Source organism: Achromobacter maghribensis (assembly GCF_057334215.1).
Genome location: NZ_JBHFII010000017.1, coordinates 79,605 through 99,469 on the forward strand (window position 1 = coordinate 79,605; position 19,865 = coordinate 99,469).

22 protein-coding genes are annotated in these 19,865 nt (G+C 65.7%); 15 read left to right on the forward strand and 7 right to left on the reverse strand.

The window, feature by feature from the left end:
• Nucleotides 1-63: 63 nt before the first annotated feature.
• Nucleotides 64-1,227: a methionine adenosyltransferase gene (gene metK / locus ACE039_RS07160; RefSeq protein ID WP_183014010.1), complete on the reverse strand. Its 1,164-nt coding sequence runs from the start codon at nucleotides 1,225-1,227 to the stop codon at nucleotides 64-66.
• A 286-nt stretch (nucleotides 1,228-1,513) separates the two neighbouring features.
• Here metK and ACE039_RS07165 point away from each other — a divergent pair, with 286 nt between their 5' ends.
• Genes ACE039_RS07165 through xerC form a run of 5 tightly spaced genes read left to right on the forward strand, consistent with a single transcriptional unit; the run spans nucleotide 1,514 to nucleotide 5,979 of the window.
• Nucleotides 1,514-2,383 carry a lysophospholipid acyltransferase family protein gene (locus ACE039_RS07165; RefSeq protein ID WP_105555829.1) on the forward strand — a complete coding sequence of 290 codons (870 nt, stop codon included), beginning with the start codon at nucleotides 1,514-1,516 and terminating at the stop codon, nucleotides 2,381-2,383.
• A gap of 44 nt (nucleotides 2,384-2,427) precedes the next feature.
• Nucleotides 2,428-3,318: a lysophospholipid acyltransferase family protein gene (locus ACE039_RS07170; RefSeq protein ID WP_485822000.1), complete on the forward strand. Its 891-nt coding sequence runs from the start codon at nucleotides 2,428-2,430 to the stop codon at nucleotides 3,316-3,318.
• Nucleotides 3,319-3,349: 31 nt separating this feature from the next.
• On the forward strand, nucleotides 3,350-4,261 hold the full coding sequence (gene dapF / locus ACE039_RS07175; RefSeq protein WP_448708793.1) for a diaminopimelate epimerase: 912 nt from the start codon (nucleotides 3,350-3,352) through the stop codon (nucleotides 4,259-4,261).
• A 4-nt stretch (nucleotides 4,262-4,265) separates the two neighbouring features.
• Entirely contained in the window at nucleotides 4,266-4,943 is a 678-nt protein-coding gene (locus tag ACE039_RS07180) for a DUF484 family protein (protein ID WP_485822001.1), read from the forward strand.
• Between the two features lie 22 nt (nucleotides 4,944-4,965).
• Nucleotides 4,966-5,979 carry a tyrosine recombinase XerC gene (gene xerC / locus ACE039_RS07185; protein WP_485822002.1) on the forward strand — a complete coding sequence of 338 codons (1,014 nt, stop codon included), beginning with the start codon at nucleotides 4,966-4,968 and terminating at the stop codon, nucleotides 5,977-5,979.
• Between the two features lie 4 nt (nucleotides 5,980-5,983).
• On the opposite strand, the gene ACE039_RS07190 is transcribed toward xerC, so the two are convergent.
• From ACE039_RS07190 to ACE039_RS07210, 5 genes are all read right to left on the reverse strand, one after another.
• On the reverse strand, nucleotides 5,984-6,979 hold the full coding sequence (locus ACE039_RS07190) for a nickel/cobalt transporter (RefSeq protein ID WP_485822061.1): 996 nt from the start codon (nucleotides 6,977-6,979) through the stop codon (nucleotides 5,984-5,986).
• Between the two features lie 65 nt (nucleotides 6,980-7,044).
• Nucleotides 7,045-7,638, reverse strand: a complete 594-nt coding sequence (locus ACE039_RS07195; protein WP_485822062.1) for a DUF1007 family protein — start codon at nucleotides 7,636-7,638, stop codon at nucleotides 7,045-7,047.
• Between the two features lie 50 nt (nucleotides 7,639-7,688).
• Complete coding sequence (locus tag ACE039_RS07200; RefSeq protein WP_485822003.1) at nucleotides 7,689-8,672, reverse strand: metal ABC transporter substrate-binding protein; 984 nt, start codon at nucleotides 8,670-8,672, stop codon at nucleotides 7,689-7,691.
• 19 nt (nucleotides 8,673-8,691) lie between these two features.
• Nucleotides 8,692-9,558, reverse strand: a complete 867-nt coding sequence (locus tag ACE039_RS07205) for a metal ABC transporter permease (protein WP_485822004.1) — start codon at nucleotides 9,556-9,558, stop codon at nucleotides 8,692-8,694.
• Nucleotides 9,555-10,277 carry a metal ABC transporter ATP-binding protein gene (locus tag ACE039_RS07210; protein ID WP_448708750.1) on the reverse strand — a complete coding sequence of 241 codons (723 nt, stop codon included), beginning with the start codon at nucleotides 10,275-10,277 and terminating at the stop codon, nucleotides 9,555-9,557. Before ACE039_RS07210 ends, ACE039_RS07205 begins: the two co-directional genes overlap by 4 nt.
• A 340-nt stretch (nucleotides 10,278-10,617) precedes the next feature.
• Here ACE039_RS07210 and ACE039_RS07215 point away from each other — a divergent pair, with 340 nt between their 5' ends.
• From ACE039_RS07215 to hslU, 5 genes are all read left to right on the forward strand, one after another.
• Nucleotides 10,618-11,121 (forward strand): Fur family transcriptional regulator, encoded by a 504-nt coding sequence (locus tag ACE039_RS07215; RefSeq protein ID WP_105555819.1) that lies wholly within the window; start codon nucleotides 10,618-10,620, stop codon nucleotides 11,119-11,121.
• A gap of 365 nt (nucleotides 11,122-11,486) precedes the next feature.
• Nucleotides 11,487-12,611, forward strand: coding sequence for a CobW family GTP-binding protein (locus tag ACE039_RS07220; RefSeq protein WP_448708751.1), 1,125 nt, complete (start codon nucleotides 11,487-11,489; stop codon nucleotides 12,609-12,611).
• Between the two features lie 126 nt (nucleotides 12,612-12,737).
• A complete protein-coding gene (gene dksA / locus ACE039_RS07225; protein ID WP_006216410.1) occupies nucleotides 12,738-13,202 on the forward strand; it encodes an RNA polymerase-binding protein DksA in 465 nt (154 codons plus the stop codon).
• A gap of 132 nt (nucleotides 13,203-13,334) precedes the next feature.
• Entirely contained in the window at nucleotides 13,335-13,874 is a 540-nt protein-coding gene (gene hslV / locus ACE039_RS07230; protein ID WP_006216412.1) for an ATP-dependent protease subunit HslV, read from the forward strand.
• A gap of 81 nt (nucleotides 13,875-13,955) precedes the next feature.
• Nucleotides 13,956-15,290, forward strand: coding sequence for an ATP-dependent protease ATPase subunit HslU (gene hslU / locus ACE039_RS07235; RefSeq protein WP_313464356.1), 1,335 nt, complete (start codon nucleotides 13,956-13,958; stop codon nucleotides 15,288-15,290).
• 80 nt (nucleotides 15,291-15,370) lie between these two features.
• Here the strand turns inward: hslU and ACE039_RS07240 are convergent, their stop codons facing one another.
• Nucleotides 15,371-15,679, reverse strand: a complete 309-nt coding sequence (locus ACE039_RS07240; protein ID WP_313464353.1) for a copper-binding protein — start codon at nucleotides 15,677-15,679, stop codon at nucleotides 15,371-15,373.
• Between the two features lie 202 nt (nucleotides 15,680-15,881).
• On the opposite strand from ACE039_RS07240, the gene ACE039_RS07245 reads away from it, so the two are divergent.
• The 5 genes from ACE039_RS07245 to rfbC are packed head-to-tail and all read left to right on the forward strand — an operon-like array spanning nucleotide 15,882 to nucleotide 19,864.
• Nucleotides 15,882-16,436 (forward strand): cob(I)yrinic acid a,c-diamide adenosyltransferase, encoded by a 555-nt coding sequence (locus ACE039_RS07245; protein WP_448708684.1) that lies wholly within the window; start codon nucleotides 15,882-15,884, stop codon nucleotides 16,434-16,436.
• Between the two features lie 51 nt (nucleotides 16,437-16,487).
• Nucleotides 16,488-17,537 carry a dTDP-glucose 4,6-dehydratase gene (gene rfbB, locus ACE039_RS07250; RefSeq protein ID WP_485822005.1) on the forward strand — a complete coding sequence of 350 codons (1,050 nt, stop codon included), beginning with the start codon at nucleotides 16,488-16,490 and terminating at the stop codon, nucleotides 17,535-17,537.
• A gap of 10 nt (nucleotides 17,538-17,547) precedes the next feature.
• On the forward strand, nucleotides 17,548-18,444 hold the full coding sequence (gene rfbD, locus ACE039_RS07255) for a dTDP-4-dehydrorhamnose reductase (protein WP_485822006.1): 897 nt from the start codon (nucleotides 17,548-17,550) through the stop codon (nucleotides 18,442-18,444).
• Nucleotides 18,441-19,322 (forward strand): glucose-1-phosphate thymidylyltransferase RfbA, encoded by an 882-nt coding sequence (rfbA, locus tag ACE039_RS07260; protein WP_485822007.1) that lies wholly within the window; start codon nucleotides 18,441-18,443, stop codon nucleotides 19,320-19,322. Before rfbD ends, rfbA begins: the two co-directional genes overlap by 4 nt.
• Complete coding sequence (rfbC, locus tag ACE039_RS07265) at nucleotides 19,322-19,864, forward strand: dTDP-4-dehydrorhamnose 3,5-epimerase (protein WP_448708680.1); 543 nt, start codon at nucleotides 19,322-19,324, stop codon at nucleotides 19,862-19,864. Before rfbA ends, rfbC begins: the two co-directional genes overlap by 1 nt.
• The last annotated feature ends 1 nt before the right edge of the window (nucleotide 19,865 follow it).

Consider the following 19,865-nt stretch of genomic DNA (forward strand, 5'->3'; position numbering starts at 1 on the left):
GCGACAGGCCCATGAAAAAAGCCCCTGCATCTCTCGTTGCAGGGGCTTTGTCGACACGCCGCTTTACAGCGCTTTCTTCAGGTCCTGGACCTTGTCCGTGGCTTCCCACGAGAACTCCGGCTCGGAACGGCCGAAGTGGCCATAGGCGGCGGTCTTCGCGTAGATGGGACGCAACAGGTCCAGCATGTTCACGATGCCCTTCGGACGCAGGTCGAAGTGCTCGCGCACCAGTTTGGCGATCTCGTGGTCGGGGATGACGCCGGTGCCTTCGGTGTAGACGGTGATGTTGATCGGTTCGGCGACGCCAATGGCGTAGCTGACCTGCACCTGGCACTGGCGCGCCAGACCGGCGGCCACGATGTTCTTGGCCACGTAGCGCGCGGCGTAGGCGGCCGAACGGTCGACCTTGGAAGGATCCTTGCCCGAAAACGCGCCGCCGCCGTGCGGGCATGCGCCGCCGTAGGTGTCGACGATGATCTTGCGGCCGGTCAGGCCGCAATCGCCTTGCGGACCGCCAATGACGAAGCGGCCGGTCGGATTGACCAGGAACTTCGTGTCGGGCGTGATCAGGCCTTCAGGGAAGCTCGGCTTGATGATGTCTTCGATGACGGCTTCGCGGATGGTCTCTTGCGTGACTTCCGGCGCGTGCTGTGTCGACAGCACCACCGTATCGACTTCCGCCGGGCGGCCATCGACGTAGCGGAACGTCACTTGCGACTTGGCATCCGGGCGCAGCCACGGCAGGCGGCCGTCCTTGCGCAGTTCGCTCTGGCGCTGCACCAGGCGGTGCGCGTACCAGATCGGGGCGGGCATCAGGTCGGGCGTTTCATCGCACGCGTAACCAAACATCAGGCCTTGGTCGCCCGCGCCCTGGTTCAGATAGTCTTCCGAGCTGCGGTCCACGCCTTGGGCGATGTCGGGCGATTGCTTGTCGTAAGCAACCAGCACGGCGCAACCCTTGTAGTCGATGCCGTATTCGGTGTTGTCGTACCCGATGCGGCGGATGGTGTCCCGCGCGACCTGGATATAGTCGACGTTGGCGGTGGTGGTGATCTCGCCAGCCAGGACGACCAGGCCCGTGTTGCACAGCGTTTCGGCCGCGACACGCGCGTTGGGATCCTGCGTGAAGATGGCGTCCAGAATCGAGTCTGAAATCTGGTCGGCAACCTTGTCGGGATGCCCTTCGGAGACGGATTCGGAAGTAAAGAGGAAATCGTTATTGGCCACAGATGCGTCCTTAAGGTCCGGCTTTGCCGGCGCATAGGTTCACGAGGCGCGTTGCACCCCGGAATGCATGGCATACGCTATCTGGGCGCGACGCTTTAGCGGATTCAGCAAGAGCCGCGCATGGCGCCGTACCCTTGCCGTCGCCCCGCAAGTTGTCGGTTAACTCGGCGACTGAACGCATTTTAAGCGAAAATGCCGTACTTATGCTCAAGCCGGGGATGTAAGCATATTCCCGGAAGCCGGCATTCCCCCGGCACGACCGTGCCCGTCCTTACCCATCCGCCGAATGCTGCTTGCCCTGTTCAGACTCTTCGCCGCCTTGCCGCTACCCGTCGCGCACGCCATCGGGCGCCTGGCCGGGCTTGCCGTCTACGCCTGGCCAGGCAAGTACCGGCGCCGCCTGCAGGCCAACGCCGCCCAGGCCGGCTACCCGGGCGCCGCATTTGCCCGCCAGGCCGCGGCCGAAACCGGCGCCATGATCCTGGAGAATCCGCGTGTCTGGTTCAGGAATGAACAAAGCCTGGCGCAGGTCGTGTCGGACGACAACGACATCGTCACCGCCGCCCGCGCCGAAAACCGTGGCATCCTGTTCCTGACGCCCCACCTGGGCTGCTTCGAGATCACCGCGCGCTACCTGGCGCGCCAGATGCCGATGACGGTAATGTTCCGTCCTCCGCGCAAAGACATCCTGGCCCCGCTGCTGGAAACGGCGCGCAACAGTTCCGCCGTCAACGCCGTGCCCGCCACCATGCAAGGCGTGCGCGAGTTCGTGCGCGCGCTACGCCGCGGCGAATCCGTCGGCATGTTGCCCGACCAGGCGCCCAGCGTGGGCGACGGCGTGTGGGTGCCGTTCTTCGGGCGTCTGGCCTACACCATGACCCTGCCCAGCAAGCTGGCCTCGCAAACCGGGGTGCCCATCATCCTGACCGCCGGCGAACGGCTGCCCAAGGGCCGCGGCTGGCGCATCCACTACGTGCGGGTGCCTGAACCCCTGCCCGCCGACCCCGAATCACAAGCCGCCCTGATCAACGCCTCGATGGAAACGCTGATCCGCCGCTGCCCCCAGCAATACCTCTGGAGCTACAACCGCTACAAGACCCCGCGCGGCGCCCCGCCCGCGCCCGACGCCGGCACGGCGCCCCCTGCCGCTTCGTGAAAGCGGCCGCCCGTTCCGAGTAGCCCGGTCTTATCCCTACCGCCATGAATGATCCGAAAACGCGCACGCTCGTCTCCCTGTTGAAATGGTTCAGCCGCATCAAGCCGTCGACGCGCCAGCGCATCGGCGCGGTGCTAGGCTGGCTGGCCCCCCGGCTGGCAAGATCACGCGCGCACATCGTGCGCCGCAACCTTGCGCTGTGCTTTCCCGACCAGCCCGAGTCCGTGCGCGAGCAATGGCTTGCCGATCACTTCCGGGCGCTGGCGCAATCCATCGTGGACCGCGGCGTGCTCTGGTACGGCACGGCCGAGGCCGTCAAGGAGATGGTTACGCAAACCGGCATCGAGCACATCAACGAACTGATCGTCCAGGGCCGCCCCGTAATCCTGCTGGCGCCGCACTTCATTGCGCTGGACGCGACGGCCACCCGGCTGACCCTGGAGATCCCCAGCGCGGCCACCATGTACACCCCGCAGAGCGACCCGCACATCGATGCCGTCGTCGCGGCGGGCCGCGTCCGCTTCAACGAAGTCTTCCTGGTCAGCCGCAAGGACGGCGTGCGCGATCTGATCCGCCACCTGCGCGCGCCGCGCCCGGTCTATTACCTGCCCGATATGGACTTTGGCCGCCAGGGTTCGGTGTTCGTGCCGTTCTTCGGCGTGCAGGCCGCCACCCTCGTGGCCACCGCCCAATTGGCGCAAAAATGGAACGCCGCCGTACTGCCGGTCGTGGGCTTCTGGAATCCGGATACGGGCCGCTACCACGTGGACGTGTTGCCCGAGCTTGCCGATTTTCCGGGCGAGGACTCACTGGAAGCCGCCACCGCCCGCCTGAACCGCGAGCTGGAATCCTGGGTGCGCCGCTGCCCCAGCCAGTACTACTGGGTGCACCGCCGCTTCAAGACTCGCCCCCCGGGCGAACCCAAAGTCTATTGAACGTCCGGCCCAGGCTGTCCGCGCCTTAATAATGGGCGATAATCCCGGGATGAACTGGAACTTCACCAAAATGCATGGCGCGGGCAACGACTTCGTCGTGCTCGACGGGGTCCGCCAGACCATCGAAATGACGCCCGAGCGGGCGCGCGCCTTGGGCGACCGGCATTTCGGCATCGGCGCCGACCAGATCCTGCTGGTCGAGCGCGCCACCCGGCCGGACGCCGATTTCCGCTATCGCATTTTCAATTCCGACGGCAGCGAAGTCGAACACTGCGGCAACGGCGCCCGCTGCTTCGTGCGTTTCGTGCACGAACAAGGCTTGTCCGACCGCAATCCGCTGCGCGCCGAAATCGCCACGGGCATCCTCGTCCTGGACGAAGGCGACGACGAACAGGTCACGGTCGAAATGGGCAGCACCCGCTTCGATCCCTCCGCCCTTCCCTTCGACACCGCTGGCCTGGCGTCGCAACGCCAGGGCGAAGACACCCTTTGGGAACTGGAACTCGACGCGCCCGCCGGCGTGCCGGCCAAGGTACTGCTGTCAGCCGTGGCCATCTCCAACCCGCACGCCGTGCAGGTCGTCGATAACGTCGATACCGCTCCCGTCGCCGTGCAGGGCCCGCTGATCGAAACCCATCCGCGCTTCGCGCGCCGGGTCAATGCGGGTTTCATGCAAGTGGTCGACCCCCACAACATTCGCCTGCGCGTGTTTGAACGCGGCGCGGGCGAAACCCTGGCTTGCGGCACGGGCGCCTGCGCCGCCGTCGCGGCCGGCATCCGCCGCGGCCTGCTGCAATCGCCCGTGCGCGTGCAAACGCGCGGCGGCGTGCTTACCGTCGCCTGGAACGGCGAACAGCTCCGCATGACCGGCCCGGCCGAATCCGTATTCACGGGGCAAGTCGACATCGACAAGCTCGTCTTCTCCACGGCGCTGAACCGCTGACCCTATGACTGATATCGCATTCACCGCCCAGGACATCGCCGCCTTCCTGCAAGAGCACCCCGGCTTCTTCGACGAACACGCTGACGTCTTCGCCACCATGCAGGTCCCGCATCCGCATGGTTCGCGCGCGATTTCGCTTGGCGAACGCCAGATCCTGACGCTGCGCGAACGCAACCGCGAACTGGAATGGCGCCTGAACGAACTGGTGCGCAACGCCACCGCCAACGAAAGCATCGGCACGCATGTGGCCAAGTGGTGCAGCCGCCTGCTGTCCGAAAACGACGCGCAGCGCGTGCCGGGCGAAATCGCCCTGGGGCTGGCGGAACAGTTCGAACTCAACCACGTGGCGCTGCGCCTGTGGGACTTGTCCGAACTGCCGCCCACCGGTTACGGCGAACCCGTCTCGCAAGACGTGCGCACGTTCACCGACAGCCTGAAGACGCCGTATTGCGGCACCGACACCGCGTTCGAAGCCGCCAGCTGGCTGGATGGCACGCCGAAGTCGCTGGCGCTGGTGCCGTTGCGGCTGGAAGCCGACGGCCCCGCGGTCGGCCTGTTGGTGCTGGGCTCCGACGACCCCGAGCGCTTCATCCCGGAAATGGGCACGGCGTTCCTGGAATCCATCGGCCAACTGGCTTCGGCGGCGCTGCATCGCCTGAATCCGGCGTCGCCGAAGGCGTAGGGCAACGCCAGGGCGGGCGCACATGAGCCACACCACGCGCGACGCGCCCCCCCTCGACTCCCCGCCCGCCGATGCGGGCGCGGCAACCTTGCCCGATCCGATGCGCGCCTGGCTGCGCCATCTTGAAACCAACCGCCGCTATTCGCCTCATACGTTGGCCGGCTACCGGCGCGAACTGCACTTCTTGCAAGAACTGGCCGATCGCGCCCAACTACCGCTGGACAAGATCGCGAACGGCCACATCCGCCAGTTCGTCGCGCGCCTGCATGCCCAGGGCCGCGGCCCGCGCAGCCTGGCCCGCACGCTGGCCGCCTGGCGCGGTTTCTACCAATGGTGGGCGCCGTCAATGGAACTGGCCGGCAATCCGGTGGCCGGCGTGCGTGCGCCCAAAGCCCCGCGCGGCCTGCCCAAAGCCCTATCGGTGGAACAGACTCAGGCGCTGCTGGACCGCCCGCCAGCCAAGGTCGCGAACGAGCCCGCCGCGCTGCGCGACCAGGCCATGCTTGAACTGCTGTATTCCAGCGGCCTGCGGCTGTCCGAACTGGTGGGCCTGGATCTGCGCTACACACGGTCGGCCGGCTACGAATCCCGTGGCTGGCTGAAGCTGGACGAAGCCGAAGTGGAAGTGCTGGGCAAAGGCGGCAAGCGCCGCTCGGTGCCGGTTGGCCACGCCGCCGTCGAAGCCTTGCAGAAATGGATTGCCGCGCGGCCGCGCCTGGCGCCGCCCAACGCTGCCCCGGAAGATGCCGCGGCCATGTTCCTGGGCGCGCGCGGCAAGCGTATTTCTCCGCGCGTGGTGCAACTGCAGTTGGCGCAGATTGCGCAACAAGCCGGCCTGCCCACGCATGTGCATCCGCACGTGCTGCGCCACAGTTTCGCCAGCCACGTGCTGCAGTCGGCCCAAGACCTGCGCGCCGTGCAAGAAATGCTGGGCCACGCCAATATCTCCACCACCCAGGTCTACACGCGGCTGGACTTCCAACATCTGGCCAAGGCTTACGACCAGGCGCACCCGCGCGCCGGCCGCAAATCCTGAACGGCTAGCCGCCTCCCGCGACCATGCCGCCCAGCAACATGACCCCCAACAACAGCACCGCCAAGGCCGCCAGCGCTTCCACGCCATAGCGCAAACGCGCAGCGCCTGTGCCGGACAGGCGCTGACCAAGACGCGTCGCCGCGCCGCCGGCCGCGACCGCCAGGCAAGCCAGCGCGGCCACCGTCAAACCCGTGCCCAGGCCCATCGCCAGGGCAGACGCCACGCCGGCCAGGAAGAAACCTTGCGACAAGGCGAACACCAGCACGATAAGCGCGCCGCTGCATGGCCGTAGCCCAACCGCCAGAATGGCTGATCCGGCGCGGCGCCAGTTCATCTGGCCCGCCACTTGTTCAGGCGGCGGCACATGCGCATGGCCGCAACCGCAGTCATCGTCATGATGATGGTGATGGCCATGCGCCGGCGCGGCGGCCGCATGCACGGAGATCGCACGCAGCGCGGCGGCGCCCTTCAGAGCGGGCGCCGGCACATCCGCAGGGCCCGCACGCCACCGCCACAACGGACGGATCGCCTTCACCCATACCAGCCAGGCGCCCAGCAGCGTCACCAGGGCATAGGATGCCAATTCCAGCCAGCGCGTCGCCTGGTTCATCGTCGCCGCAGTGGCGTTGAACACAACCGCCAGCACCGTCACCATCGCAATCGCCACCAGCGCCTGGATCAACGCCGACGCCAGCGCCAGCAACGCGCCATTGCGCGCGGTTTGCCGATTGGCCAGCACATAGGACGAAATCACTGCCTTGCCATGCCCGGGGCCCAACGCGTGGAACACGCCATAGGCGAAAGACAGGCCGATCAAGGCCCAGGCCGCGCCGCCTTCCGCCTGCCAGGCGCGCACCGCCCCCGTGAGCTGGCGGTAGAAATGACTCTGCCAGACCGAGACCTGGCCGAAGAAGCTGGCCAGCCATCCCGGCCCGCCCATGCCCGTGCCGCTTTCCGGCACGCCAAAGGGGTGCGTGCCCTGAGCGGCCGCCACACCCATGCCGCCCGCCAGCAGCGCCGCCGCGATCAGCCACGCGGCCGCCGCCACGCCACGCCGGGCGTGGTCTACGGGCACCGCACCTCGATACGGTGCGTCAACCCCTTGGTGATGGCGAAAAGTTCGTCGGGCAACGCGTCCGGGTCGGCCGGGATCGCGGCCAGTTGCTGCATGGTCTTCCAATCCAGTTCCTTGGGCTTGCGGTAGTGAGACGAGCACGCCGCGGCGGCTGGGCCGCCCAGCGCAACCGCACCCTTCTCGTCGAAGGCGTAGGCGACGAAATACGTCGGGTCGTAGATGTCGACCTGTGCGCCGTCCGCCCCCATTGCCGCCGGCGCGGCCAGCGGCAACGTGAAGGACAGCGTCAATCGCTTGGTCTTCGCATTCCAGTCGACGCGCGCATCGCGCGGGGCGGCAAACGCCACCGTCTTGCCGTCCACCGTGACGCGGGTGAAGTAATGCGAAATCGGTTCGCCCAGCGCCTTCATCCAGTCGTCGGCCATGCCTTTCAGGGTGGCCGGGGGCAACGCGCCGTCCTTGCCCGTCTTCAAGCCCTGCGTGGCATAAGCGCCAAACATCTCGTCGAACCGCCACACCTGGCGCACCGCCGTGATGCGGTGCTGCGCGTCGATATCGATGGCCGCGCGCGCGTCGATCCACATGTGCGGGTGCGCGCTGGCGGCGCCCGCCGCCAGCAAGGCCGCCGTGGCGCTCAGGGTTGCAAGGCCGCGGCAAGCTGACGTACGTTCCATTCAAACATTTCCAGATAAGTGGCGCCCGGTTGTCCAGGCTTGGACAACGCGTCGGAATAAAGCGTACCACCCACCTTGGCGCCGGTCTCGCGCGCTATTTGCTGCACCAGCCTGGGGCTGGTGATGTTCTCGACGAAGACGGCCGGCACGCGCTCGCGCCTGACCTGTTCGATGATGGCGGCGACTTCGCCGGCCGACGGCTCGGCATCCGTCGACACGCCCATCGCCGAAACGAACACCACGCCGTAGGCGGCGCCGAAATAGCCAAAGGCGTCATGCGAGGTCACGACTTTACGGCGCTCGGTGGGAATGGCCGCGAACGTCTTCTTCGCATGGGTATCCAGCGCTTGCAGCTTGGCGATGTACGCGGTGGCGCGCTGGCGGTAGTTGGCGGCATGAGCGGGATCGGCGGCGGCCAGACCTTCGGCCACGTTGCGCGCGTAGATCACGCCATTGGCCAGATCCTGCCAGGCATGCGGGTCGGCGTCGCCGTGGTGATGGTGGCCGTCCTGATCATGATCATGGTCGTGATCGTGATCGTCGCCATGGTCCTCTTGCTTGCCGGCGTCGCCTTGCTTCGCGAACTTGCGCGGCGTCACGCCCTGCGAGGCCACCACGGTCTGGCCGGCGAAGCCCGCGGCCTTTGTCAGCTTGGGCAGCCAGGTCTCGAAATCCAGGCCGTTCACGAATAGCACCCGCGCGGCGGACAGTTTCTTCGCATCGCCCGGGGTCGGTTCGTATTCATGCGCGTCACCGTCGGGGCCCACCAGCGTCGTCAGACTGATGTCGTTGCCGCCGACTTCGCGCACGATATCGCCCAGGATGGAAAAGCTGGCCACCGCCTTCAACGGCTCGGCGGCATGCGCCGCGCCGAAAGCGGCCGACAGGCACAACCCGGCCGCGGCCAACAAAACGCGGCGGCGCGTCGGCAGAATGGAACGCATAGCGAATCTCCTAGTGAATTCAGGCCCGGCGCATCCCGCGCGGCGCCCGCAGCAGCCCGCCATGCGGGCCGCCGACGATGGAAACCAGGTAACAGGCGCCAGCAGCCAGGATGATCGAAGGCGAGGCGGGCACGTCATAGTGATAGGACACGAGCAGGCCGCTGACGGAGGCCAGCACGCCGAACGCCGCGGCCAGCGGGATCTGCCGCGCCGCGGAACGCGCCCAGAAGCGGGCGGCGGCGGCGGGCAGCATCATGATCCCGACCACCATCAGGGTGCCCAGCACCTGGAAGCCCGCCACCAGATTCACAACCACCAGCACCAGGAAAGCCATGTGAACCCAACCGCCTGCGCCGCCGCTTGCGCGCAGAAAGCCCGGGTCCAGGCATTCGGCCACCAGCAGGCGGTAGATCGCGGCCAGCACCAGCAGCGTCACGCTGGCCGTGATGGTCACCAGCAGCAGGGCCGCATCGTCCAGGCCCAACACCGTGCCAAACAACACATGCAACAGATCCATATTGGAACCGCGCAACGACACCAGCAGCACGCCCAACCCCAGCGATATCAAATAGAAGGCCGCGAAACTGGCGTCCTCGCGCAGCGGCGTCAACCGCGCGACCAATCCCGCCAGCAAGGCCACGGCCAGACCGGTGGCGATGCCGCCCAGCATCATCGCGCCCAGCGACAGGCCGGACAGCAGGAAGCCTGCCGCCACCCCGGGCAGGATGGCGTGCGACATGGCGTCGCCCATCAGGCTCATGCGCCGCAGTACCAGGAACACGCCCAACGGCGCGGCGCCCAGCGACAGCGCGCTGGCGCCCGCCAGCGCGCGCCGCATGAATCCATAATCCAGAAATGGCGACACCACCCATTGCGCCAGGCTCATAGGTAGGCCTCCGCGTGCCATTGCCGCGCCCGCTTCAGATGCGTGTCGTTCAGGGCGTCTTCGGTGGCACCCCATGCCACGACCGACCCGCACAGCAGCAGGCAATCGGGGAAGTGGTCGCGCACCAGGTCCAGGTCGTGCAGCACCGCGATGATCGTCCGTCCCTGCCCGTGCAGCCCGCACAGCAAGGCCATCAAATCGTCGGTCGTGTGGCTGTCCACCGCCGCGAACGGTTCATCCAGCAGCAACACGGGCGAGTCCTGGACCAGCATCCGCGCAAACAGCGTGCGCTGCATCTGGCCGCCCGAGAGCGTATCCATCCCGCGCCCGGCGGCGTCAGCCAGGCCCACCATTTCCAGCGCGTCCATGCAGCGGTCAAGCTCTTCGCCGCGATATCTGCGCCAGCCGCCAACGCGGCGCCACGCCCCCATCGCCACCAGATCCAGCACCGTCACGGGAAACGACCGGTCCAATTCGGCCGCCTGCGGCAGCCAGGCCAACTCGGACCGTCCCGCGCCGCCGATGCGGACCCTGCCCGTCATCGGGCGCAACACGCCCATGATCCCCTTGATCAGCGTCGATTTTCCCGCCCCGTTGGGTCCCACCACGGCCGTCATGCCACCGGGGGCGAACCGGCCCGACACCGATTTCAGCGCGGGATGGCCGTGCCAGCCGAACGACGCGTCGTCCAGATCGATCGTCACGGGTGCGACGCTCATCGCGGCCACCAGTCCAATGCCCAGCCGGTCAACGCCCAAAGCGCCGCGGCGGCGGCCAACGCCACCGCCATGCGACGCCAGGCGGAAACCAGGAAAGCGGAACGGGGGACGGGGCCTTGCCGGCCAGCGGCGCCGGGCCGCGGAGGCAGAAGCGAGAAATGAGACATGGGAAAGCAGACGGTCAAAGACGGCGGAAGGGCGGCGAAGCGAGATTTCATTATGTTATATCATAACCAATCAGGCTTGAATCCGCCCTGGCCGCCCGCATATTGGTGTTTTCTGCTACCTTCCAGGCATCTCGCGCGCGTCGCGCGCGTTTCCCATTCAGGTAAAGCCCGCCATGCCCGCTCCGCCCCGATCCCCCCGCAGCGACACCGTCGGCGCCCAGCTCAGCGTCGCCGAAACGCTGTGCGAGCAGCGCGGACGCCGCCTCACGCCCATCCGTCGCAAGGTGCTGGAACTGTTGCTGCGTCACGGCCGCAGCTTGAAGGCCTACGAACTGCTGGACGCCATGCGCGAAGTGCATCCCGGCGCCGCGCCCCCCACCGTGTACCGCGCGCTGGACTTCCTGATGGACGAAGGCCTGATCCACCGACTGGACGCCGTCAACGCCTGGAGCGCCTGTCATGACGCGGGCGGCGCGCCCCACGACCTGCTGGTGGTCTGCACCGGTTGCGGCGCGGTGGCCGAAGTGTCCGACCCGGCGATGAGCCGGCAGTTAGCCGAACGCGTCGCCCAAACGGGCTATGCGCTGGCCACCCACGAGACCGAAATCCGGGCGTTGTGTCCCCAGTGCCAGCAGAAGCAGCCCGCCGAGGCGGGTCATCACCACCATCACCACTAGGCGTCACGGCCGGGCATCGGTGAAGCCGCCGACGGCGCCCGCCCGCGGCCCTGCCCGGCATGACCGGGCGGGCTCGCCGCTCCTCCCGCATCGGGGCGCAACCGCCCTTGAAATTCGGAAAACCGCCCCAAAATAGTGATATCGCCGGATACTTCACGGCGTACAGCCGCGATCCGGACGGCTTCAGCCCCTGGGTTGACCCGGGGTTTGCCCCCTGCCCCCGACTGTGCTGTAATCCTGCGTCCGGCCGCTATTGGCGGCCTTCGCAGCCTGTGGCAAACCTCATCCTGCACGGGGAAATCCCCTGCCAGGCCGTGTGTTGAATGCCTAGACTTCAGCCTTGACCTCACGCTAGCAGCTTCGCCATGAACACCCCGCGCAGTTTGGACAAAATGGTTCCCGTCACCATCCTCACCGGCTTTCTCGGTGCAGGCAAGACCACCCTGCTCAAACGCATCCTGACCGAATTCCACGGCCGCCGCGTTGCGGTCATCGAAAACGAATTCGGACCGGAAAGCATCGACAACGACCTGCTCGTGCAAGACAGCGATGAAGAGATCATCGAACTGTCCAACGGCTGCGTCTGCTGCACGGTCCGTGGCGACCTGATGCGCACGCTGTCCGAGCTGCGCGTCAAGCGCGAAGCCGGCGAACTGACTTTCGAACGCGTCATCCTTGAAACCACCGGCATGGCCAACCCCGGCCCCGTCTGCCAGACGTTCTTCATGGATGACGACATCGCCGAATACTATCGCCTGGACGCGGTGGTGACCGTGGTCGATGCCAAGCACGGCATGGCCACGCTGGACGCGCAACCCGAAGCCCAGAAGCAGGTCGGTTTCGCCGACCGCATCCTGATTTCGAAGCGGGACCTGGTCAACGAAGCCGACTACGAAGCGCTGCGCCACCGCCTGGTTCACATGAACCCGCGCGCGCCGATCACGCCGGTCAACTTCGGCGAAGTCGACCTGAAGTCCATCATCGACATCAGTGGCTTCAACCTGAATTCCATTCTGGACATCGACCCTGAATTCCTGGCCGATGAACACCCCGACGCCGCCCACAGCCACGCCCACGATCATGGGCATGACCACGGGCACGATCACGGCCATGACCACGATCATGACCACGAAGGCGATTGCGGGGCGCATTGCGATCATGCCCACCATCATCACCACCACCAGCACGACGACGAAATCGGCGCGTTCGTGTTCCGTTCCAACAAGCCGTTCGATCCCGCGCGTCTTGAGGAATTCCTGGGCGGCGTGGTGCAGGTCTATGGTCCCGACCTGATGCGTTACAAGGGCATCCTGTACATGAAGGGCATCAACCGCCGCATGTTGTTCCAGGGTGTGCACATGATGATGGGCGCCGAACCCGGCAAGCCGTGGACCGCGGCCGAAAAACCGTCCACCAAGATGGTGTTCATTGGACGTAAGCTGCCCCAGGAGATTTTCACCCGGGGCTTGGAGCAGTGCCTGGCGGGGTAATCCCCCTTCCTGACGTGACGCAATGCGACGAAGGCAGTACTGTGAGGTACGAATAGCGTAAGCAGCAAGCAACACGGACCGGGAAAGGACGCCCGCGCCAGGATCGATTCATAGTGGAGTGTTTTCATGGCTACCAAGGCAGCAACCAAAAAATCAAGTAAGTCGACGAGCGATACGGCGATTGATCTGCCCAGCGAGAAGGAATTGCTGGCCATGCCCGAGTCCGACTATATGAACGAACGCCAGCTGGCTTTCTTCAAGGAACGGCTCAAACAACTCGAACAGGACATCCTGGCCAACGCCGGCGAGACCACCGAGCACCTGCGCGAAACGCAGTTCGTGCCCGATCCCGCCGACCGCGCCACCATCGAGGAAGAACACGCCCTGGAGCTGCGCACCCGCGACCGCGAGCGCAAGCTGCTGAAAAAGGTGCAACAGTCCATCGCCCGCATCGACAGCGGCGAATATGGCTGGTGTGAAGAAACCGGCGAACCGATCGGCGTACCCCGCCTGTTGGCCCGCCCCACGGCCACCCTGTCGCTGGAAGCCCAGGAGCGCCGTGAAATGCGCCAGAAGCTGTACGGCGACTGATCCGTCACGTTTTCATGCCATGCCCTGAAAGGCTATGCTGGTTACCAGCATGGCCTTTTTTATTGGCCGTTGCACACCGCGCTTGATTTCCCTGGAACCGCCCCCAGCTAGTCCTTTCAAAGGAAGGAACGCATGGAACAATTTCACGCCACCACCATCGTGTGTGTGCGCCGCGGTAACCGCGTCGCGCTCGGCGGCGATGGCCAGGTCACCCTGGGCAACATCGTCGTCAAGGGCACGGCCCGCAAGATCCGCCGCCTGTACCACGACAAGATCCTGGCCGGTTTCGCCGGCGCCACCGCCGACGCGTTCACGTTGCAGGAACGCTTCGAAGCCAAGCTGGAAAAACACCAGGGCAATCTGATGCGCGCCGCGGTCGAACTGACTCGCGACTGGCGCACCGACCGCGTCCTGCGCCGGCTGGAAGCCATGCTTATCGTGGCCGACACCGAGCACACGCTGGTGCTGACCGGCAACGGCGACGTGCTTGAACCCGAACATGGCCTGGCGGCCATCGGCTCCGGCGGCGCCTATGCGCAATCAGCGGCGCTTGCCCTGCTGCGCAACACTGAGTTGTCACCCGAGGCCGTCGTCAAGCAATCGCTGGAAATCGCCGGCGACCTCTGCATCTACACCAACCAGAACCACGTCATCGAAACGCTGGGCGACTGACGCCCGCCACGCGGCGCATGGGGTGATCCCCGCGCCGTAGCCGCTTCCCCAGCCCGCCTCAAGCTCCAAGGATTCGCCCTCATGTCCGCATCCAACATGACGCCCGGAGAGATCGTCTCCGAACTCGACAAATACATCGTCGGCCAGAATCGCGCCAAGCGCGCGGTGGCGGTCGCCCTGCGCAACCGCTGGCGCCGCCAGCAGGTCGCTGAACCCCTGCGCCATGAAATCCACCCCAAGAACATCCTGATGATCGGCCCCACCGGCGTGGGCAAGACCGAGATCGCCCGCCGCCTGGCCAAGCTGGCCAACGCGCCCTTCATCAAGATCGAAGCCACCAAGTTCACGGAAGTGGGCTACGTGGGCCGCGACGTCGACACCATCATCCGCGACCTGACCGAATACTCGATCAAGCAGACGCGCGAACTGGAAATGCGCCGCGTGCGTACCCAGGCCGAAGACGCCGCCGAAGATCGCATCCTGGACGCCCTGGTGCCGCCGGCCCGCGGCGCATCCGGCGAACCTGACCGCGGCGAAGACAACAGCGCCCGCCAAACCTTCAGGAAGCGCCTGCGCGAAGGCAAGATCGACGATCTTGAGATCGAGATCGAAGTCGCCCAGGCCGCGCCGCAGATGGACGTCATGACGCCCCCCGGCATGGAAGAAATGGCCGAGCAGCTGCGCGGCATGTTCGCCGGCATGGCCCGCGACAAGAAAAAACCCAAGAAGATGAAGGTGCGTGAAGCCTTCAAGCTGATCGTCGACGAGGAAGCCGCCAAGCGGGTCAATGAAGAAGACCTGCGCACCGTGGCCATCAACAATGTCGAGCAGAATGGCATCGTCTTCCTGGACGAAATCGACAAGATCGCCGCCCGCCAGGAATCCGGCGGCGCCGACGTGTCGCGCCAGGGCGTGCAGCGCGACCTGCTGCCGCTGGTTGAAGGCACCACCGTCAACACGCGCTACGGCATGGTCCGCACCGATCACATCCTGTTCATCGCGTCGGGCGCGTTCCACCTGGCTCGCCCGTCGGACCTGATCCCCGAGTTGCAAGGCCGTTTCCCGATCCGCGTGGAACTGGAATCGCTGACCGCCGAGGACTTTGTGCGCATCCTGTCCGACACGGACGCCTCGCTGACCAAGCAGTACACCGCGCTGATGGCCACCGAAGACGTGCAACTGGAGTTCACGGATGAAGGCGTGCGCCGCCTGGCCGAACTGGCCTACGACGTAAACGAAACCACCGAAAACATCGGGGCGCGCCGCTTGTACACGGTGATGGAAAAGCTGTTGGACGAACTGTCGTTCGACGCCACGTCCAGCCAGGACAAGCACGTGAAAATCGACGCCGCCTACGTCAACTCGCAGTTGGCGGAAGCCGCCAGCAGCCAGGACCTGGCACGCTACGTGCTGTAAGGCAAGCGGCGCGCGTCACACGCCCGCTGCCTGACGCCGTTTACCCCTGGTTTGGGGTAAACGGCGTTTTCCATTGGGGGTCAGTTGGCGATCGCCGTCACGACATACTTGCCATCCTTGCGGGTGGCCGTGAAGCGGACTTTGTCGCCCGCCTTGATCTTGGCCAGCAGCGCCGGCGGGTCCGCCTCGTAGACCAGCGTCATGGCCGGCAGGTCCAGCGCCTTGATCTCGTCGTGCTTGATCGTGACCTTGCCCGCGGCCGGGTCCACCCGGCGAACTTCACCGCTGGCATCCGCCGTTTGAGCGAACGCCAACGGCGTAGCCAGGGTAACGACGGCCATCGCGGTGGCGATGGCCATGGGCATTGCGTATTTGCGGTCAAAAGCCATACAGGCGTCCTCCATTGACAGCGAAAGCCAGGGCCTGGCCCTGCTTGCTTTCCACAATGCTAGGATACCGCCGTTATGAAACAGTTCCGGCGGCATGACGCAACAATCCTGACAGTTGATTGCGAATGGGCCGCCCGCCCGGGCGGCCGCTTACCGCCGGACGCAATCCCCTTCCCATTTCCAGATTCAGGACGTCTTCCCCATGGCCAACCGCTTATCCGTCATTGCCACCCGTACGGGAGATGACGGCACCACCGGGCTCGGGGACGGATCACGCAGCCCCAAGGACGCCCCGCGCATCGCAGCACTGGGCGATGTCGACGAGCTCAATAGCGTCATCGGCCTGCTGCTGACCGAACCCCTGCCGCCCGAGGTATCGCTGGACCTGATGGCAATTCAGCATGACCTGTTCGATATGGGCGCGGAACTCTGCATCCCCGGTCACGCAGCGGTCACGGAGACGCAGATCGCCCGCCTGGACGCGCGGTTGGCCCACTACAACGCGATGTTGGCCCCCTTGCGCGAATTCATCCTGCCCGGCGGCACCCGGGCCGCGGCCCAGGCGCACGTGGCGCGCACCGTATGCCGGCGGGCGGAACGCGCGGTGGTGGCGCTGGCCAAGACGGAGACGGTAAACCCGCCAGTCCGGCAGTACCTGAACCGCCTGTCCGACCTGATGTTCGTGCTGGCGCGTTGTATAAATCAGGATGCGGGGCAGAAAGACACGTTCTGGGCAGGCGCCCAGGCGCGCCGATAAGGCGCGGCCGGATTACGCCGGACGCCCTCGGGTCCTGAGGTTTCCAAGCACATGAGCATTATCGTCACCGGCGGCGCCGGCTTCATCGGATCCAACTTCGTGCTGGACTGGCTTGCCCGCAGCGACGAGCCAGTCGTCACGCTGGACAAGCTGACCTACGCGGGCAACCTGGACAATCTTGCGCCGCTGGCGCAAGACCCCCGGCACACCTTCGTCCACGGCGACATCGCCGACCAGGCGGCGGTACTGGCCCTGCTGCAATCGCACCGCCCGCGCGCCGTGCTCAATTTCGCGGCCGAGACCCACGTCGACCGCTCCATCGCCGACCCGGGCGCCTTCCTGCAGGCCAATGTGATGGGCACCTTCCACTTGCTGGAGGCGGTGCGCGCCTACTGGACGGCGCTAGACCCCGGCGACAAGTCCGGCTTCCGCTTCCTGCATGTCTCGACCGATGAAGTCTATGGCTCGCTGGACGACGACGGCTCGCCGTTCACCGAACTGACGTGCTACGCGCCGAATAGCCCCTATTCCGCCAGCAAGGCCGCCAGCGACCATTTGGTGCGCGCCTACCACCAGACCTACGGCCTGCCGGTGCTGACGTCGAATTGCTCCAACAACTACGGGCCACGGCAATTTCCGGAAAAACTGATCCCGCTGGTTATCCACAACGCGTTTGCCGGCAAGCCGCTGCCGATCTACGGCGACGGCCTGCAACGGCGGGATTGGCTGTATGTGGCCGACCATTGCGATGCAATCCGCAGAATGCTGGAAGCTGGCGCGCCGGGCGCCACCTACAACGTGGGCGGCTGGAACGAAAAGACCAACCTGGAGCTGGTGCGCGGCCTATGCACGCTGCTGGACGAGTGCCGGCCGCGGGCCGATGGCCAGTCATACGCGACGCAGATCATCCACGTGCCGGACCGCGCCGGCCATGACCGCCGCTATGCCGTGGACGCAACGCGGTTGCAGCGCGACTTGGGGTGGATGCCCAACGAGACCTTCGAGTCCGGCATCCGCAAGACGGTGCAGTGGTACCTGGACGAGGCGCAGTGGGTGGCGAACGTCGCCAGCGGGGCCTATCGCTTCCAATACCCGGTATAGCGGAGATCGCGTGAAGATCCTTCTGCTTGGCAAAGCGGGCCAGGTTGGCCAGGAATTGCGGCATACGTTGCCCCCCTTGGGGCAACTCGTCGCGCTCGGTCGAGGCGATAGCGATCTGCGTGACCAGGATGCCCTGTTGCGCACCGTGGCTGCGCACCGGCCCGACATCATCATCAATGCGGCAGCCTATACCGCCGTCGATCAGGCCGAAACCGACCAAAACGCGGCCGCCCAGATCAATACGCAAGCGGTGGCCACGCTGGCAGCGTATGCGAAGGACGCGCGCGCGCTGCTGGTGCACTATTCCACCGACTATGTTTTTGATGGCAACAAGAGCCAGCCCTACACGGAAACCGATGCGCCCCATCCACTGAATGTCTATGGCGCAACCAAGCTCGCAGGGGAATCCGCGATCCTGGCGAGCGGCTGCGATGCGCTGGTGTTCCGTTGCAGCTGGGCCTACGCGCCGCACGGGAAGAACTTCCCTGCGACCATCCTGCGCCTGGCGCGAACCCGGAACAGCCTGGATGTCGTGGCGGACCAGATCGGTGCGCCGACCCCGGCCGCGCTGATCGCGGACGTTACCGCGCGGGCCATCGTCCGCCACCGCCAGCACCCGCTGCCGGGCGGCATCTACCATCTGGCCGCCAGCGGCGCCACCAACTGGCATGCTTTGGCGCGATACGTGGTTGCCGGCGCGGCCGCCAGAGGCGCGGCCTTGGCGCTGACGCCAGACCGGATCTGCCCCATCGCATCGAAAGACTACCCAGCCGCGGCCAAACGCCCGCACAATTCAAGATTGGACACGACGCGGCTATCCGACGCGCTGGGGCTGCGCCTGCCCTCCTGGACGGAAGGCATGGACCGCTTCCTGGATCAACTTTCCGCGCGCGGGGAATTCACATGATGCGCAAAGGCATAGTGCTGGCCGGCGGCGCCGGCGAACGACTGCACCCGGCGACGCTTGCCGTCAGCAAGCAGCTATTGCCGGTCTTCGACAAGCCGATGGTCTACTACCCGCTCACGACCTTGATGCTGGCGGGCATCCGCGACATTCTCGTCATCTCGACGCCGCAAGACACACCACGATTCCAGCAGTTGCTGGGCGATGGATCGCAGTGGGGTCTGAGCCTCAGCTACGCAGTCCAGCCTTCACCCGACGGGCTGGCGCAGGCTTTCCTGATCGGCGCGCCGTTCATCGGCCAAGACTCCTGCGCGCTGGTGTTGGGTGACAACATCTTCTACGGTCACGAGCTGCCCAGGCTGCTGCAAAGCGCCAACGGACGAACGAACGGCGCCACGGTGTTCTGCTACCACGTGCAGGACCCGGAACGCTATGGCGTGGCCGAATTCAACCGCGACGGCAGCGTGCTGTCCATCGAGGAAAAGCCGGCTCATCCCCGATCCAACTATGCCGTCACCGGCCTGTACTTCTACGACAACGACGTGGTCGACATCGCCCGCGGCATCCGGCCATCGGCGCGCGGCGAGCTTGAGATCACCGACGTCAACCGCCACTACTTGCAAGAAGGCAAGCTGGCCGTGGAAATCATGGGCCGGGGCTTCGCCTGGCTCGACACCGGCACCCACGAATCGTTGCTCGAAGCCAGCCAGTTCATCGCCACGTTGGAGCACCGTCAGGGCCTGAAGGTCGCCTGCCCCGAAGAGATCGCCTTCCGCCAACGGTGGATCACCGCCGAGGCCCTGGCGAAATTGGCCGCGCCCCTGTCCAAGAGCGGCTACGGCCAATATCTGATGCGTGTCCTGGTCGACAAGGTGTTCTGATGAAAGCGTTTGCGCAGGCGATTCCCGACGTGTTGATCCTGGAGCCGCGCGTCTTCGACGACGAGCGCGGCTTCTTCTTCGAGAGCTTTAATCAGGAGGCTTTCAAAACCGCGACCGGCGTGACGCGCGGTTTCGTGCAGGACAACCATTCCCGTTCGGCCAAAGGCGTTCTGCGCGGTCTCCACTACCAGGTGGCGCAGCCCCAGGGCAAACTGGTGCGCGTCTGTGCAGGGGAAATCTTCGACGTCGCGGTCGACGTGCGGCGCGCATCACCCACGTTCGGGCAGTGGGTCGGCGCCGTGCTCTCGGCGGAAAACAAGCGCCAGATGTGGATTCCGGAAGGCTTCGCCCACGGCTTTCTGACGCTGTCGGATTTCGCCGACGTCCTGTACAAGGCCACCGACTATTACGCACCGCAGCATGAGCGCTGCATCCGCTGGGACGATCCCGTCCTGGCTATCGCGTGGCCGGGCGGCATAAAGCCGCTGCTGTCCCCGAAGGACAGCAACGGCGCGTCCTTCAGGGATGCCGAAACCGGCTGAT

Excerpts from the sequence above, each read along its gene's own strand:
- ACE039_RS07165 (WP_105555829.1), top strand. The coding sequence starts at position 1,514 with ATGCTGCTTGCCCTGTTCAGACTCTTCGCCGCCTTGCCGCTACCCGTC.
- ACE039_RS07170 (WP_485822000.1), top strand. The coding sequence starts at position 2,428 with ATGAATGATCCGAAAACGCGCACGCTCGTCTCCCTGTTGAAATGGTTC.
- dapF (WP_448708793.1), top strand. The coding sequence starts at position 3,350 with ATGGGCGATAATCCCGGGATGAACTGGAACTTCACCAAAATGCATGGC.
- ACE039_RS07180 (WP_485822001.1), top strand. The coding sequence starts at position 4,266 with ATGACTGATATCGCATTCACCGCCCAGGACATCGCCGCCTTCCTGCAA.
- xerC (WP_485822002.1), top strand. The coding sequence starts at position 4,966 with ATGAGCCACACCACGCGCGACGCGCCCCCCCTCGACTCCCCGCCCGCC.
- ACE039_RS07190 (WP_485822061.1), bottom strand. The coding sequence starts at position 6,979 with ATGGGTGTGGCGGCCGCTCAGGGCACGCACCCCTTTGGCGTGCCGGAA.
- ACE039_RS07195 (WP_485822062.1), bottom strand. The coding sequence starts at position 7,638 with ATGTGGATCGACGCGCGCGCGGCCATCGATATCGACGCGCAGCACCGC.
- ACE039_RS07200 (WP_485822003.1), bottom strand. The coding sequence starts at position 8,672 with ATGCGTTCCATTCTGCCGACGCGCCGCCGCGTTTTGTTGGCCGCGGCC.
- ACE039_RS07205 (WP_485822004.1), bottom strand. The coding sequence starts at position 9,558 with ATGAGCCTGGCGCAATGGGTGGTGTCGCCATTTCTGGATTATGGATTC.
- ACE039_RS07210 (WP_448708750.1), bottom strand. The coding sequence starts at position 10,277 with ATGAGCGTCGCACCCGTGACGATCGATCTGGACGACGCGTCGTTCGGC.
- ACE039_RS07215 (WP_105555819.1), top strand. The coding sequence starts at position 10,618 with ATGCCCGCTCCGCCCCGATCCCCCCGCAGCGACACCGTCGGCGCCCAG.
- ACE039_RS07220 (WP_448708751.1), top strand. The coding sequence starts at position 11,487 with ATGAACACCCCGCGCAGTTTGGACAAAATGGTTCCCGTCACCATCCTC.
- dksA (WP_006216410.1), top strand. The coding sequence starts at position 12,738 with ATGGCTACCAAGGCAGCAACCAAAAAATCAAGTAAGTCGACGAGCGAT.
- hslV (WP_006216412.1), top strand. The coding sequence starts at position 13,335 with ATGGAACAATTTCACGCCACCACCATCGTGTGTGTGCGCCGCGGTAAC.
- hslU (WP_313464356.1), top strand. The coding sequence starts at position 13,956 with ATGTCCGCATCCAACATGACGCCCGGAGAGATCGTCTCCGAACTCGAC.
- ACE039_RS07240 (WP_313464353.1), bottom strand. The coding sequence starts at position 15,679 with ATGGCTTTTGACCGCAAATACGCAATGCCCATGGCCATCGCCACCGCG.
- ACE039_RS07245 (WP_448708684.1), top strand. The coding sequence starts at position 15,882 with ATGGCCAACCGCTTATCCGTCATTGCCACCCGTACGGGAGATGACGGC.
- rfbB (WP_485822005.1), top strand. The coding sequence starts at position 16,488 with ATGAGCATTATCGTCACCGGCGGCGCCGGCTTCATCGGATCCAACTTC.
- rfbA (WP_485822007.1), top strand. The coding sequence starts at position 18,441 with ATGATGCGCAAAGGCATAGTGCTGGCCGGCGGCGCCGGCGAACGACTG.
- rfbC (WP_448708680.1), top strand. The coding sequence starts at position 19,322 with ATGAAAGCGTTTGCGCAGGCGATTCCCGACGTGTTGATCCTGGAGCCG.